9 protein-coding genes are annotated in these 16,213 nt (G+C 44.7%); 4 read left to right on the top strand and 5 right to left on the bottom strand.

Annotated elements, in window-relative coordinates; genetic code table 11:
* Positions 1-169: 169 nt before the first annotated feature.
* From O3C58_00945 to O3C58_00930, 4 genes are all read right to left on the bottom strand, one after another.
* Positions 170-4,582 carry a translocation/assembly module TamB domain-containing protein gene (locus tag O3C58_00945; protein MDA0690429.1) on the bottom strand — a complete coding sequence of 1,471 codons (4,413 nt, stop codon included), beginning with the start codon at positions 4,580-4,582 and terminating at the stop codon, positions 170-172.
* Positions 4,583-6,379 (bottom strand): autotransporter assembly complex protein TamA, encoded by a 1,797-nt coding sequence (locus O3C58_00940; GenBank protein MDA0690428.1) that lies wholly within the window; start codon positions 6,377-6,379, stop codon positions 4,583-4,585. It lies immediately after the preceding gene.
* Between the two features lie 156 nt (positions 6,380-6,535).
* Complete coding sequence (locus tag O3C58_00935) at positions 6,536-7,867, bottom strand: efflux RND transporter periplasmic adaptor subunit (protein MDA0690427.1); 1,332 nt, start codon at positions 7,865-7,867, stop codon at positions 6,536-6,538.
* The gene (locus O3C58_00930) at positions 7,864-9,459 is read right to left on the bottom strand and encodes a TolC family protein (protein ID MDA0690426.1); all 1,596 of its coding nucleotides are present in this window, start codon (positions 9,457-9,459) and stop codon (positions 7,864-7,866) included. Before O3C58_00930 ends, O3C58_00935 begins: the two co-directional genes overlap by 4 nt.
* Positions 9,460-10,040: 581 nt before the next feature.
* Between O3C58_00930 and O3C58_00925 the strand changes: the two genes are divergently transcribed.
* The 4 genes from O3C58_00925 to asnB all read left to right on the top strand — a co-directional run bounded on the left by O3C58_00925 (position 10,041) and on the right by asnB (position 14,921).
* Entirely contained in the window at positions 10,041-10,667 is a 627-nt protein-coding gene (locus tag O3C58_00925; protein MDA0690425.1) for a response regulator, read from the top strand.
* A gap of 173 nt (positions 10,668-10,840) precedes the next feature.
* Positions 10,841-11,677 (top strand): transketolase, encoded by an 837-nt coding sequence (locus O3C58_00920; GenBank protein ID MDA0690424.1) that lies wholly within the window; start codon positions 10,841-10,843, stop codon positions 11,675-11,677.
* The gene (locus tag O3C58_00915; protein ID MDA0690423.1) at positions 11,674-12,609 is read left to right on the top strand and encodes a transketolase family protein; all 936 of its coding nucleotides are present in this window, start codon (positions 11,674-11,676) and stop codon (positions 12,607-12,609) included. Before O3C58_00920 ends, O3C58_00915 begins: the two co-directional genes overlap by 4 nt.
* Before the next feature lie 401 nt (positions 12,610-13,010).
* Entirely contained in the window at positions 13,011-14,921 is a 1,911-nt protein-coding gene (gene asnB, locus O3C58_00910) for an asparagine synthase (glutamine-hydrolyzing) (GenBank protein ID MDA0690422.1), read from the top strand.
* Between the two features lie 519 nt (positions 14,922-15,440).
* Here the strand turns inward: asnB and O3C58_00905 are convergent.
* Positions 15,441-15,989 carry a DJ-1/PfpI family protein gene (locus O3C58_00905; protein ID MDA0690421.1) on the bottom strand — a complete coding sequence of 183 codons (549 nt, stop codon included), beginning with the start codon at positions 15,987-15,989 and terminating at the stop codon, positions 15,441-15,443.
* Positions 15,990-16,213 lie beyond the last annotated feature (224 nt).

Raw genomic sequence — 16,213 nt, 5'->3', positions numbered from 1 at the left:
CACTGAGCTTGTGATATTCGACAATTGCCTTCATGCCCCGCAGGGGTATGTCGAAGTGCGAAACCAAGCTTTATTATCAAGGTCATACTTCGACAGGCTCAGCATGACAACAGTGGAAACGCTCGTGTTTAGGACTTTTTCAGCAACCTGTTAGAGGGTAAAATAGACTTTAATAATCCCATTCCATGGAAATCCCCACACGGGATTTGGCATCCGCGCCGATATCGCTCTCCACGGTAATATTTGGGGTGACCTCATATTCGAGAATCGCACCGCTGGAATCCTCTCCCAACCCTTGTTTCACCCCAACATAAACACCCTCTGCAACATATCGTCCGGCCTCGACGCCCGGTCCGGAATCATCGCCAGAGAATTTCAACGTATCCAATCCCAGAGAGCCGCGCACTTTATCCATGACGCCCGCACCCTGGCCACCCATCCCCGCGAGTTGAGCGGCTGAGTTTGCAAGTTGCACCGGCTCAATCGGCGTCATGGAACCAGCGCTTTTATCAAACAGGAAATTCGAAAGTATTTCATCCTGAGGCATTTCCGGATCAGAGCTCAATTTAATTTTTGGGTCAGAAACAGCACCCAGAACACTGATCAGTATGGTCATGTTCTGGGCAGGGATTTCAGCTTTGAAATCAAGATCGGGCTCTCGTGCTGGGACACCATCGAATCTCACCACTCCCTGTTTGAATTTTACTTTTCGATTCAATATATTCAACGTTCCCCGGCGAAGCTTGAATGCTCCATCCACCTTGGGCTTATTTGTAGTTCCTGTAACCTGCAGATCTCCTTCAAGTTCTGCATCCAAGCCTCTGCCACGAACAAAGATCTGCCCTGGAGCCTTTATCTTCAAATCCAAAGCCATATCAAATCCAGGGTCCTCTTTTTTTGCTGATTCGATCTTTATTGTTTTTTCAATTTCATCTTCATTGCCGTCAGTTTCTTCGACCTCCAACACCACGACACTTGGAGGCAGTTTATTGGGAACGTATATTTCCGTATGGTTGATGGTAATTCCCCCTTTTAATGCAGGGGATTTTATCGAACCCAGCAAATGCAGATCACTCGTCACCTGGGAGGTGATCGTATCGATAGCCACCAATTGCGCAGATTTTGTGTTCAGTTTCAGGTCGGCAATGAAATCATCTTCGCCAGATTTTTTTATAGTTCCCTTCGCGAAAATAGTACCGTCCTTCGGAGTTCGGGCACTCAGACTATCTAAAATAAATTGGTTCCTATCGAATGATGTCAGGATTTCTATGGATTTAAGAGAAGTTCCCAATTTCAGGTTTTCAAATTCGCCATCGAGGAATTTAACGGTACCCGCCACCTGCGGCGCATCTATCGTTCCTCCCGCTTGAACTGCCAGATCCACCTTGCCTCGAATCTGATTGCCGCTGGCCACCAGGATATCATTTAAAATATCCAAACCCAGTTGGCCTTTGGCACTACCTTTTAGGGGAGCTTTGGCAGGAATACTAATTCCTGTCGGGTCATTAACCATTACCAGAGGAATTTCACCGTTTGCCTTGAATTCCCCCACAGAGGGTTGAGTGAAATTTAAATCAACTTTTGTGAGTCCCTTTTCCCAGGTTCCTTGCAAATCGACTGTGGCTGGAGCCAACCCCTGTTTAGTTGCCTGATCAAATTTCAATTGCGTCACAGAAAATTTTAAATTGCCTTTGGGATTTTCAAAATTACCATCGAAAACCGCTTTTCCTTTTAGATCTCCATGAACACCCAGCCCTGGAACAAGTTGGTTCACTATGTTCAAAGGAAAATGATCCACGGTAAAATCACCAAACAACCCTTCGGAGTTCTTTTTAAAATTAGAAGACACTTGGCCATCCTGTATCTTCATTGCAAATTGACTCAGTTCCAAATCCGTAGCATTGACTTTAATGAGGGCCGGTTGAGTCAATTGGAAAGGAATCTTACCCACTTTTCCTGCCAGTGTTTTCAATTGAAATTCCTGAGAGGCATCCGCCATGCTCAATTTTCCGGTCGATTTAACATTCGCTTCTGGTCCTGCAGTCGGCATTGCATCAGCTTCCAGTGAAACATCCATGGCCTTCAACGACCCCTGCGTAGTCAAAACCAAATTATTAACTTTTGCCGCCGAGTGACTCAACGCAGATACTTGCAATTTACTTTCTACGATAGGTTCTGTCAGGGCATGGGTCACTTTCCCGGACAAGCCCACTGACTTGATTGAAAGTGGAGATTCTCCCTTCAAATTGAAATCATCCACTTGCGCCGCAAAGTTTACCGTCTGCCCATCGGCATTCGACAAATTCACAGTCAAAACGGTATTGCCGGATATATCCTGTTTAATGATGTCATTGATCGTCGAATAATCGAGTATCCGTCCATTCAAGGTTCCATTTACAGAAGTGGATTTTAGATCGACCAACAGATCTCCGAGAATTTCTGCCCCTGAACCCGCAACTTTGATTTTCTTCAGCGACAAACGATCATCCGGTTGCAGGGCAAAATCGGTGGAAGTGGTTGCCTCCCATTCATTTGCTTTGATATGAGTTGCTAATGTTCCCGTCGGAGACTTTTGCAAATTTCCAGCTGTTACATCGCCCCGGCCTTTTTCAACCGGAATACCATCAAAAACGAGATTCTTGCTTTCAATGCTGGCAGTGATCCTGGGCGAGGACAAGATACCTTGGATTTTTGTTTTGACATGCAATTGGCCGGATAGATTTTTTCCCACTTTCGCGGATAATACGGCGAGACGAGGCAAGGTAACCGACAAGTCGGCTTCCACTGCCTGCTTCTCAGTCAATGTTGCATTCAGCACACCGGAAATTGCTACACCATTGAACTTCAACGCATCGACATGAATCAAACCATCTTTAGCAAGACTTACTTTGCCAGCAATGCTTATCCGCTCTCCCGCCAAAGTATTCACGTCTGGAAAGTCGGTAACCATATTTTCGATCAACGTATCAAAACGGGTGAATATGGTTTTTCCATATTCCTCAGACTCAACACTCAAATCTAAGTTTAAATTACCCGTCAATTTCGTTTGAGCCAACTCAGTGAACTTCGATAGTTCTGGTAGATTGACAACTCCATTTACTTTAGCCTGCTCGCCCCATTGGTTCAGTTGACCCTTCAAATTAAAATTAGCCAAATCGCTCAAAAATTCAAATTGCTCCAGATCGATTTTTTGATGATCCAAATCGATATTTCCTAGCAACCCCCATGTCATTTTCTCTGGAATGATTTTCTTTAAACTCAGGTCAGGTCCGCTGAGGCCATTCAACAACCCGCCTCCACGCACAGCCAGTTTGAAACCCTTTTGATTAAGTGGTTGGTCCGGTGTGATTTGCAATTGAGCATTGGTGAGGGAAACGGCATAACTCAATGCCCTCAAATCCTTTCCTTCAATAGTCACATCAATTTTGGGTTGCAGGAACAACCCTTCCGCTGATCCAGAAAGCTTGAGCGAATTCCACTGAACATCCGGAACCATTGTTGAATACGCCTTGTCGTCTCCGGCAGTGAGGGTGTAACGCATGCTCATTTCACCTTCACCCAAGTCCACATCACCACCCACGTCCAAATGGACCGCTGGATGCGAGACGTTCAGCTTTTGGATTGTTATCTTTTTAAAAGATTCTGAGACCACACGGGTACTCAAATCCACTGAATCTCCCCAGACATCCAAAAGCTCAGGGGGTATATAGGAAGCGAGCTTGGCTTTCATTGTAAGATCGAGAGCGTATTGCTCACTGGCAATCGTTTTTAGCCCCGCTCGTCCTTCCACACCCAGGAAAGGCCCTGCATGAAAATTGAACCGTCCCTGCCAATCATCCAGGGTTCCTTCTCCCTTGATGATGGCGGACATTTCCGGCAAATCTGGAACCTGCAGTGCATGCACCAGAAGTCCGCCTGCAGGCTCTTCTGCATTCAACCCCATCACAAAGGTCTTAGACAACGGAAGAAAAGAAATTTCAAGATCCACCTTGCCAGGGGTTTGATCGATGCGTTTCAGGTTCAGATTGAGCAACAACCCTTCGGATAGTCCCAGATAGGCCATCTGGCTGTTCAAGGTTAATTGTACTTCCTCACCTAAAACTGTTTCCCCCAGTCGAATTTTTTCCGCTACAAGCCGGTCAATACTCAAAGCAACGGGAATACCCGTGAAGGGTTCGCTATTTTCTTGTGGGGGCGCTTCAATTTCCGTTTCGGGTAAAATAGGTTTTCTCAATAAATCGACGGTTTGGATAGCTAATTCTTCGACCCGGAATAGTCCTTTAAGCAGGCTCCACGGATGCCAACGATATTCCACTCGATCCACCTTCAACCAGACTCCCGCAGAGTCTGAAACCCAAATATCCGTCAATACCATAGCGGATGGGACACTGCCCTCCAGAGAGCCAATAGCCAGTTTTGTATCCCCATTATTAGCCGCCGCCTCTATCCATCGCACCAATTGTTGTTTTCCTGAGTTCGATTGCAACCATCCATAGGCGCTAAAAATCACAACAAACAGCAGAGACAAAAGTATCCCGGCGATCAGGGCAATTTTCTTTCGTGTGGGTGTTATTGAATACATTTAAAACGATTGACCGATGCTGATATAGAAAGCGACAGGGTCATCATTGGTTCGACGGTTCAAAGGCGCCGCTAGATCAACCCGCAAGGGACCTATTTTTGTATAATAACGAAGGCCTAGTCCTACGCCCCATCGTAAATCTTCATCAAATTTAGGCAGCTGGGAGTCGAAAACATTGCCACCATCAATAAAGGGAACAATACCAAAATCTTTATATCGAAACCGGGCTTCCACTCCCACTTCAATGAGACTCCTTCCCCCTGCGGGATCATTTTTGCTATCTAAAGGCCCTACATTCTGAAACTCGTAACCGCGGACAGACCCTCCACCGCCTGAAAAGAAGCGCTTGTCCGCCGGAACTTGATTCGTTGCGGGGCCAACGATACTTCCTAAAAGAACCCGTCCAGCCAGAACTACCGAACCGTCTTTCGCAACTTTATAATAGGCTCGACTGCCGACTTTAAACTTGGTGAATCCGCCAGTTGATCCGACCGCTACGGTATAAGGCGTGACGCTCAACTCATTCCGAAAACCCGTTTTCGGGTCCAGTAAATCCGTTGTGGTGTCGTGCATGAGACCCATGGGAAAACTAAACAGAGCGAACTCATCTTTACCGTTAGCATCCTCAATAGATGCGAACTCCCATTTAACACCCCCGCTGACCGAAAATTTATTATCCAATCGACGGTTCAATCCCAGCGAGGAGGATATGCTTTCACGCTCAAATGCGTTGGGGTGTTCATTCGCCAGTTCCGCGTTAAATAAAAGATCTTGATGACGGGACAGAAAATCCGGTTTTTGAAAATCCAACCCCAGTATTTGATCAATTCTAGAAAATTCATTTTCGCCGATACGCCCCAGACGGCCCTTTATTTTTAATTTGTCTGCCTCTCCAAAAAAATTCCGGTGCCCCCAGAAGGCATTCAAACCAATGCCCTGGTTCGTTGAAAAATCACCGCCAAATCCGAAAAATCGAGGGGCCTTTTCCTCAACATCCAATTGCACCGGCAGGGGTTGAGAAGCTTCTTCCTTATTCAAATCGGCTTTATCGGGGATCCTCAATTTCATAGAAGAAAAAACTCCCAATCCGGAAAGATCAGAGCGAAATTTTTCCAGGATTCGCGGGTCATAGTCATCGCCGGGTACCCAGGGAACCCGTTTCAGTATGAATTCCTCTTTCACCTTATCCAATCCAGTAATGGAAACTTCCCCCAGACTTGCTACGGGACCTGGGTCTATTTCAAAAAACACATCCATTATTTTTTTCAGATGATTGACCCGGAGTTTTCTTTTGGCCATACGAACAAAGGGATATCCCGCAAGTTTGATTCGGGAAGTGATTTCGCTCCCGGCATTGAGAACGGATTGCCCCAGTGCCGGGTCTCCCGTTTTCAATTCGATCTGAAAATTTCGTAAATTTAGTTGATCGATTCCCATAATTTGAATGTTCCCGATATTATAAACAGGGCCTGTTTCAATGCTTATAACGACTTCGATGGATTCTTTGCCCCGAAGTCCGCTTGGAAGGATGGATTGTACAGATTGTTTTTCAATTTCTATTTGTGTCTTTCCTGCAAAATAGCCAAAAGACTTTAATACCTGTGGCAGGCGTTTTTCATCATCACGGGCACGGAGGATTAAACTGGATGAACTTGATAGAGGTTTTTCTTTTAACTGAACAAGATTGGAAGACGCTTCCAAGGCCTTCTGAACCTCATCATTTTCGATACCCTTGAAATTAACCCGATAGGAAATTTCCTCACCATGAGAGGGGAGGGGGAATACGAAAGACCACACAAGCAAAATCACCCAGGGGAACCCTTTTGGTGTTCGCAGACATGAAAACCATAACTTTATTTTTACCTGATTGAAAATTGATTTCCGATTCATACTCTCCGCAAATTTTTTATATCATCAAGCTTACCGCACAAAAAACCACAAAAACGAAAAATATTATTTAGACCGAATCATCCAAAGAATTTTTTTCAATGAAGAGCCTTTATTATTTTCACCACCAGCCTCTGCCAGAATTTTTTCCCAATCGGCCAATATGACTTTTTGCCCCATCTCCAATCCTGAAATTACCTGGGTATGAATAGCATTCTCTATACCTGTTTCAATCGGGATTTTCATTGGCGCTCCATTATCCAGAACGACAACATAATTAGCATCTTCCTCTTTTCGGACCGCCCCTCTTGAAATGTAAAGGGTATCATTTACTGAAGAGGTCACAATATCGATGTTGGCTGACATCATGGGTTTTAGGTTGCTTTTTCCAGAGCCCAGGACCTCGATCTTGACTTTGAAAACGGTGATGCTGTTTTCAACGATTCCCTGAGGAGCGATGCGCCGGACCATTCCCTGAAAGGTCTTTCCCGGAAAGGCATCCGCCGAAAGGGTCACATTTTGATCCAGTTTTACCGAACCGATGTCTGTTTCATCCACATCAGCAATGATGAACAAGCGGGACATGTCCGCAATGGTTGCCAGAGGAGTTCCGCCGCTCACATTGGATATTCCCGAGGCGATGATCTGTCCTTCCTCAACCAGCTTTTGTATGATCACTCCAGTGATGGGAGCGAATATTTCCGTTTCATCCAAGCGTTCCTGTACTTCATCCAGGGCAATTTCAGCCCGCTCGACATCCGCTCTGGCGAGTTGAATCTCATTTTTTTTCATGGTGATGTCGTGAACGGAATCGTTCGCCACCTGCAATTGAGCCTGAGCCTGAATCAAATTTTCTCTATTGATTGAATATGCGGTAGAAGCAGTATCTAAAGTTTCCTGGGAAGAAAATTTCTTCTCAAACAGATCTTTCTGTCGCTGGAGCTTATCTTCGGATTCTTTCAAGTTGGCTTCTGCGGCAAGCACCCCGGACTGGGCTTTTTGCAGATCTGTTTGATACCTGGTTTCCTGCAGGAGAAGGGCGGTTTCAGCTTTTCTTAACTTGGCAATGCTGCTTGATTTTTCCGCGTTTGCTTTGGCCACATTTCTTTTTTCGTCCGACTTATCCAGTTGCAGTAAAAGTGTATTTTTTTGGACAAAATCCCCCTCTTCAAACGCGAATTTTAAAACTTCGCCGCTTGCTTTCGATTTAACTTCCACTTTAAAGTTGGGTTCGACGATTCCGGTCGCAGAAATTTGAACTGCCAGATCCCCTTTGATGACCTCGGTGGTTTTAAAAGCAACTGTTGGCTTAGAATCATCACTATTTGAATTGGATGCAATCAAATAAAGGACAATTAATAGAACAGGAACCCCTATATAAATAATGATTTTTTTCATGAATCTGTTTTTGACGCCACTTTGATATTGTTGGAGTCAAGCGTGGTGGCTAATACCTGGCGCAATCTGGTTTTTGATTTATTGTAATCAATGAGGGCTCGGATCTCGTTGCTCTGCTCTGCAACCAGATCTTCCTGAAATTGCAGAACTTCAAAACTGGTGGACAAGCCAACCTCCAACTTTTTTTCCTCAGCGTTTAGTTTTTCCTCCGCAAGTTTGCGGGCAATGCGAGTGGCCTGCACCCGCTTGCTCTCTGTTTTTATTTGCCGGACGGCTTCCCTCACTTCCACAACAATCTTTTTTTCAAGATCCTTGATATCCAGCAGGGTCTGAGCTACTTTCAGACGGGAGGCCGTCAACTTGCTTTTTGCAGACCGGTTACCTAAAGGATAGCTGAGCTTAAGTCCCACTTCCCACTGATAATAATCCTTTGAAATCGTATTATTCAGAGCCGTATCATATCCCCCACCGAAACGACTGGTGCCAGTAATGGTTCCGGTGGTGATAGGAACCGCATCTCCGCTGATTCCGTTCAGCCCCAAACTGCCAAATAGGTCCACGGAAGGATAAACCTGATTTTCATTGTATTTAACGAGAATATTTTCATTTGCCAGTGTAGTTTTTCGGGACAGGTAATCGGGACGATTCTTCAAGGCTTCCTTGATAGGCTCATTTAAATAATTTTCTTCCTCAGGCTTGAATTGCGGTTTGTCCGCAGGAACCATTTTTTTTAATCCTGTTGGAGAGTCAAAATTGATATTCAAAATATTTTTCAGGTTATCCTCATTGTCCTGAATCAGATCCTCGGCCTGAAGCAGGAGTTCTTCGCGAGAAGCCACTTCCGATTGGGCTTGAAGAATTTCAAGTGGCGCGACGGTTCCCACTTCCACTTGAGCACGCACCCGTTTTTCAAGATCCTGCGCTCTTTTTAAAGACTTCTTTTTCACATTCAGGTCTTCGATACTGAACACCAGCTCCCAGTAAACGTTTTCCATTGCGGTGACGGTGTCGATCACCTTACCTTCAAATTCAAATTCCGAAATGTCCTGGTCATTATTGGCGATATAAATATTTCTTTTATTATTGTCAAAGCCAAAGTTTTTCAACAGCGGCTGGGTGGCCGACAAAATAAGCTCTGAAGAATATTGCGGATTCAAGCCGGCAAATGCGGAATTGGTCTTGTCTCTTGCATTGTTGAAGTTGATTTCATAATCACCACCCGTGATCACTTTTTGTTTCAGGGACAGGTCCCAGGCGTGATCGCGGGCTCGGCTTTCGTCGGGCGAAGAAAAGGCACCGGAGGCTTGTCTTTTTTGTTCTCCGGTAGACAGTTCGATAGCGACACTGGGGTCGAACTCGGATTTCCTGTCAATGATATCCTGGGCTCGAATTTTTGAATTGAACTCCTCAACGGCGATGGTGACATTATTTTTCAGGGTCTGCTCAATGGCTTCCCTTAACGTCAGAAAATGCAAATTGTCTTCAGAAGGCATGTCGGTTGCAGATTCCACCGCCCACAGGGCAGAAAATGGAAAAATGACTGAAAAGGAAAGAAAACTCAGAATGATTATTGCAGGGAGTTTGCGACACATGGCACTTTCATCTCCATCATCTATAAATAATTGACCAATTAGTTAAATAATTAAAACAGCAATACATTTGTTGAAACTTAAACTCTGCTCTTAGCCGTAATTTAAGAAAAAGGGCAGGGGGCTGAAATTTTCTTCGATAATAGAGAATTTATCTCCCAACTATTTCCACCATCCACCTGTGTTTCACACCTGGTAAAGGGCAATCCACAGGCAATATAATCCAGACAAAACAGACTTTTAAGTCAGCTTGGTCAGGGACCAAAATGGGGACTGGTCCATGAAAGTTCGTTGTTTGAATTTATCTATGTGAGTTATTGTATATAATTTTTTATTTAAGATAAAGTCCTATTTTTCAATTAATTTGAGCACCTTTAAATGAAAATATAAAGAAAATTGAAAATTTATATTTGTAAAGTTACATTAACTGTGTAATATTATAGTGAAGAGTTAATAGAAAGAATCACTGCGCAACAAAGCCCTTGATAGAAGTTACTGAAAAAACCGTTTCCAGCTTTGGGCTTATATGATTTATTCAGTTACCTTTTTACCAATATTAATCTAACGAAATTCAGGGAAATACCATGACCAGAGTAACAGCCGCCGACATTTTAAAAGTTGTACCCATCACTAGAAAAACTCTTTGGTTATGGCAGAAGAAATACGGGTTTTTCCCAGACCCCGTAAAGGAAGCCCATCCAGGAGGGAAGGGGATCGTGGGTTATTATCCGGCGTGGGTGGAAGAGCGTTGTAAAAAAGTTTACGCTCTCCAAAAGAAGGGCTACACCATAAGCATGATCAAGGATATCCTTCAGCAGGAAGAAGAGAAGCAATCGGTCCGGAAAATTTTAATTGTGGATGATGAAAAGAAATTTTCTAATCTTCTGAAAAAGTTTTTTGAGAAAAATAATTACGTGGTCGAGCTAGCTTTTGATGGATGGGATGCGGGTTTGAAAGCGGCTCAATTCATGCCTTCCATTATTATTCTCGACATAGCACTTCCGGGAATCAACGGGATGGAAGTTTGCAAAAATTTAAAATCTAATCCCAAAACCGGAAATATAAAAATAGTCACGATTTCAGGTGATCTGCGACACTCTGAACAGGTTATCCTGGATGCCGGAGCTGACATTTATTTCACCAAACCGGTGGATTTCGAAACCCTCCTCAATGTCTGCAACGAATTTGTCGGCGTCAATGGAAAGAGTTGATCTTCTCATAACCTTACAGAAAGAGATTAAAGTTTCAGCTCTCACTCGCCAGGCATTCCATTCCCTGCTTGTAGTTCAAAAGCTCAATTAGAATTGGATTCCCTAAGATAAATTAATATGATATAAGTCTTAGGAAAATTTTGATTTCCAATCCTTTACACCAAAGCATCCCTATGACAAGCGCCTCGTCGGCACCCCCGACAATTAACGAGTTAAAAAACATCGCCCTGGAAATCAGACGTAAAAGTTTGATAACCATTCATGGGGCAGGGTCGGGACATCCTGGCGGCAGTCTTTCCGCCGCAGATATCGTGACAGCTTTATTTTTTGGAGGAATCATGAAATATGATTCCGAAAATCCCCGCGACCCGGACCGGGATCGGTTTATTTTAAGCAAGGGGCACGCATCGGCTTTGTATTACGTTGCTCTGGCCAGGGCAGGGTATTTCGCTGAAAAGGAGCTGGCAACTTATCGAAAAATCAACAGCCCGCTGTTTCTCTCCGGGCACGCACATCCCAAAACACCCGGAGTGGAAATCGCCTCCGGCAGTTTGGGGCAGGGGTTGAGTGTCGGTCATGGAATTGCTCTAGGAACCCGGCTGGATAAAAAAAACTGCAAGGTCTATGTCGTCCTGGGAGATGGTGAAACTCAGGAGGGGCAAATCTGGGAAGCGGCTATGTCTGCGGCTAAATTTAAAACCAACAACCTGATCGCCATCGTCGATTACAACAAGGTTTGTCAGGATAGCGTGACTGCGGAACTCAAAGACCTGGAACCTATAGAAGACAAATGGCGGGCTTTCGGCTGGGACACCCACCGAATTGATGGTCACAATATGCAGGATATCGTTCAAACTCTCAACCTTCCGCTACACGCGGATAAACCCCGTGTCATCATTGCGGACACTATAAAGGGTAAAGGAGTCAGTTTTATGGAAGGTAAAACAGCATGGCACGGAGTTGCGCCTTCCGATGAGGATTTAGAAAAAGCATTGAAGGAGCTGCAATGAAAGACGGAGCTACCAGGGACGGATATGGCGCGGCCCTTATTGAATTAGGAGAAAAAAACCCTAACGTTGTCGTTTTGGATGCCGGCGTGAGCGATAGTTCCCGGACGCAACCATTTGGAAAGCAATTCCCTGAACGTTTTTTTAATATGGGAATCGCGGAAGGGGACATGGTCTGCACCGCCGCTGGCCTGGCCACGACAGGAAAAATTCCATTCGCGACCACATTCGCCTGTTTTCTTTTAGGCCGCTCCATGGACCAAATCCTGGTGAGCGTTGCCTATTCCAACACAAATGTCAAGCTGGCGGGAACCCACGCTGGAATGTCCGTAGGTGAAGACGGTCCCTCGGCGCAAATGATCGTGGACATGGCTTACACGCGTGCTATTCCCAATATAATTGTCATTCAACCGGCTGACTGGGAAGAGGCCCGCCAGGCAACGCATGCCGCCGCAAATCACATAGGCCCCATGTACCTGCGATTTGGAAGAGCGAAAGTAAAAGGCATTTACGATTCTTCCCATAAATTTCAGATTGGCAAGGGCCACGTTCTCCAAAAGGGCAAAGATGTTGTCATATTTGCGACTGGCATCATGATCCAGGAGACGATGAAGGCAATTGAGGAATTGAAAAAGGAAAATATCTCGCCAACATTAGTAAATATTTCCACAATCAAGCCCATCGACGCGGAGTTGGTCGCAAGGCTGGCCAAAGAACACGGCGCGGTGATCACTGCAGAAGATCATAATCGCATTGGCGGTTTGGGTGATGCCGTTGGAGAAGTCCTTCTGGATAATAATATTCATGTCCCGATGAAAAGAATTGCCGTGAAAGATCAGTTTGCTGAAACGGGGACGGCTGAAGAATTATTTGAAAAGTATGGCCTGTCATCCACCCATATAATCCGGGCCGTTAAAGAAATTCTACCAAAATAAACATCGTGAATCCTGCCTGACATTTACCTTCAGTTGCCGGAAGGGTGTCTTTTGTTGGCACTCATATTTTCATTTGAGGGCACTTCCAAAAATTGACAACGGCACCGAATCGCCAATTCTAAAGAAGCGTCTTTTGTTTTAGTAGGACAGGCGACCCACCCTTAAATTTAAGGATAGGTTGCCCGTGCCACTGATTTAAGAAACTTTTGCACACGGATTCTATTTTCGGTGAAAACTAATTTTTAGAGATGCCCTTGATAAACATCCTTCGTTTGATCATCCTGAGACTGATCGACAAATCAAAATCAAGCTCTCTCCATCTTAGTTGACATAATATGCATTATGGGAACTTGTGGTAATAAAAATTTCTCACCCTTCAAGCTTTGCCAAGGCGACACACTATGTGCGGAATTGCTGGCTTAGTCGATTTCACCCAAGGCAAACTGCCAGACCCTCCTGAAAAAACTCTTAGAATCATGCTGGATCATCTGGTTCATCGCGGTCCTGATGACCGTGGCGAAGAACGACTGGAACATCCTAATGGCCCAACGGTTTATTTAGGGCATCAACGGCTTTCCATTATCGATCTTTCGCCCAGGGGCCATCAACCCATGGGCAACGATACCCGCACGGTCTGGATCTCTACCAACAGCGAAATATACAATTTTAAGGAATTAAGATCAGAACTTGAGGCAAAACATTATCGTTTTCATTCTAATTCCGATACAGAAGTTCTGCTAAAAGCTTATGAAGAATGGGGAGTGGATTGCCTGGAAAAACTGAGGGGCATGTTTGCTTTCGGTATCTGGGATTCCCGACTAAAAGTTCTATTTCTGGCGAGAGACCGGCTGGGAATCAAACCGCTTTATTATTTCTCCAGTCCAGACTGTTTTCTATTCGCATCGGAAGTGCGTGCCCTGGCGGCCACCGGCCTTCCTGAAACCACCATAAGTGAAACAGGACTGTTCAATTACTTATCCTTTGGCAGTGTATCGGGACCAGAGACGATATGGAAATCCATAAAAGAACTGCTCCCTGCCCATTATCTGCTTGTAAGCAACAATTCCATAACGGGAAAAAAATATTGGGATCCTCTGCAATCTGTCAGTAACAATGCAGGTTCTTATGAAGAACGAGTTGCAAGCACACTGAAGGAATCTGTCTGCCTGAGACAGGTCAGTGACGTTTCTCTGGGCGCTTTTTTGAGCGGTGGTATTGATTCCAGCGCGGTGGTCTCGCTCATGGACCAGTACAACGATCAGCCCGTGGAAACCCTTTCGGTCATTTTTAAGGAACAGGAATTCGATGAATCCAGGTATTCGAATTTGGTGGCACAGCAGATGGCAACCACGCACCATACATTGGAACTCAAAGAGTCCCATCTCATCACCACCCTTTCACAAGCTATTGGGGCCATGGATCAACCCACTGTGGACGGGATCAATACCTATCTCATTTCAAAATGTGCCCGGGAAGCCGGCTGGAAGGTCGCTCTTTCAGGTATCGGGGGTGATGAACTTTTTGGAGGCTATGAATCGTTTCGACTCGCCCCTAAATTGCTTCGGCTGAAAAAACTCTTAAATGCCCTTCCCTCATCCTGGTCTCGAGCGATGGGTAACTTTTTTAAACGTACCCTTCCCACTTCGGACCAAAATACCAAGCTGGGTCATTTTATCAGCAGAAAAAATTCCGGTAGTCATATTTACTATTTGTTGCGAGCGTTATTTTGTGAAGATCAGGTGAAAGGTTTATTCGTGGATAAAAATCAAGCCGACAGGCAAATCCAAAAACACCTGGATCGAACTCAAACTCTGATCGAACCTTTAAAACATGCTCACCCTCTGAAACAAATCTCATTTCTGGAGTTGACCCATTACCTGCCCAATACCCTTCTAAGAGATGTGGACATGATGAGCATGGCGCACGGCCTGGAAATCCGAGTTCCTTTAATTGACCATCAACTGGTAGAATTAATGTTTTCGGTTCCGGCCAACATCCAGTTCGCGCGACACCCGGTCAAATCCCTTTTGATTCGTTCTCTCACCAATAAAATTCCTTCCCAATTGATTCATAGAAAAAAAATGGGATTCACCTTGCCCTTTGAAAGCTGGATGCGTAAAGATTTGAAGCAGGAGGTGGAGTCTGTATTGATGACTCCTGTGCCGCGTCTCGCGGACCTGATTTCAGAAGCGGCGGTCAGCACGGTATGGAGAGATTTTCTAAAAGGAAAAGTTACCTGGTCCCGGCCCTGGGCTCTTTATATCCTGAAAAAATGGTTCCTGATAAATTCCACAAACAGGCTGGAAAGCTAAGAGCCAAAATCACTTTTAGCCCCTCAGCCTTTATAATTTGCGTTGAAAACAGCAAAATCCGCAATCAGGAGCTCTTACTGTTTATATCGGCCAATTGTTGGGCGCTCACGTTAGAGCAATTGGCGCACAGGTGACCCAATTCACGTGTACACATGATACAGGTCTGGATTTCGCCATCGGGTCGGATGATCCCACCGCAGTGATTGCAATTAACCGCGACGCTTTTAGAGGTTTTTTTCTGTTTTATCGGGTTATGACGCCGATTATTGATTAAAAGTCTGTTACGAGAAATATTCACGTACATTTGAACACCTAATATCTGAAGTTTAAAAAATGTGTTTTCTTATATAGTTCGCGGGAACCCATTCAAATTAAAGGAATTCCCATTTTGCAAGAATTTTCTTAAACCTACGATGTTTCAAATTTTAAAAAGTTTCTAATTTTTATGTTTTTTTAATGAAAAGTCAGAAATAGGAAGAAAATAGAAGGGGATTAAAGCAGAACTTCAAGGCGAAAGAATCATAATATGGCCATGACGCCCTTATTAACGGTTTCCATGCGATCCCTACCAAACAATATTTCAACGAGTTTCATGGCAAACTCCATGGCCGTACCAGGGCCTCTGCTGGTGATCAGGTTGCCATCAACCACGACCCGGTCTTCAGAGTAGTTAACTTTATTTAACCCGTCTTTGACAGATGGATGGCTGGTTGCGGTTCTATCCTGCAAAATCCCAGCTGATTGCAGAACCAGCGGAGCAGCACATATGGCGGCAATCAACTTACCGTTCCGGTTCATGGTTTCCAGCATAATTTGTACCCGTTCATTTTTTTGCAGGTTGGTTGTTCCGGGTTGGCCCCCTGGCAGGACCACCAAGTCAAATTCATCAATGTCCACCTTTACCAGCAGAATGTCCGCAATCAGGTGGATTCCACGAGAACCTTCAAGACTACCGTCCTGTGTTCCGGCCAGCGTCACCCTGGCCCCTGCCCGACGAAGAATATCCACGACCGTCACCGTTTCAATTTCTTCAAACCCCGGAGCCAGCGGTACCAATACTTTTTTCATGAGACCTTCCTTTTATCATATTGTAAAAACACATTAATAAGCTTTCTAGATTGTTCAGGGAACTAAACGGAATATTACTAGCCCAAATAATATTTAACAAGGCGGAACCAAGATACACCGGAAAACCAATAAACAGGAATATTCAAATTTCAATAATCCGTCTTGTTTAGGTTTTTTTCTGATGATAAAATTTAAATGAGTTAATTTAACCCAAGCGTTCGTCC

It is taken from the genome of Nitrospinota bacterium (assembly GCA_027619975.1).
Classification (GTDB): Bacteria; Nitrospinota; Nitrospinia; order Nitrospinales; family VA-1; genus JADFGI01.
Note: the sequence above shows the minus strand (reverse complement) of the source record. Positions and strands in the feature narration are given on the sequence as shown.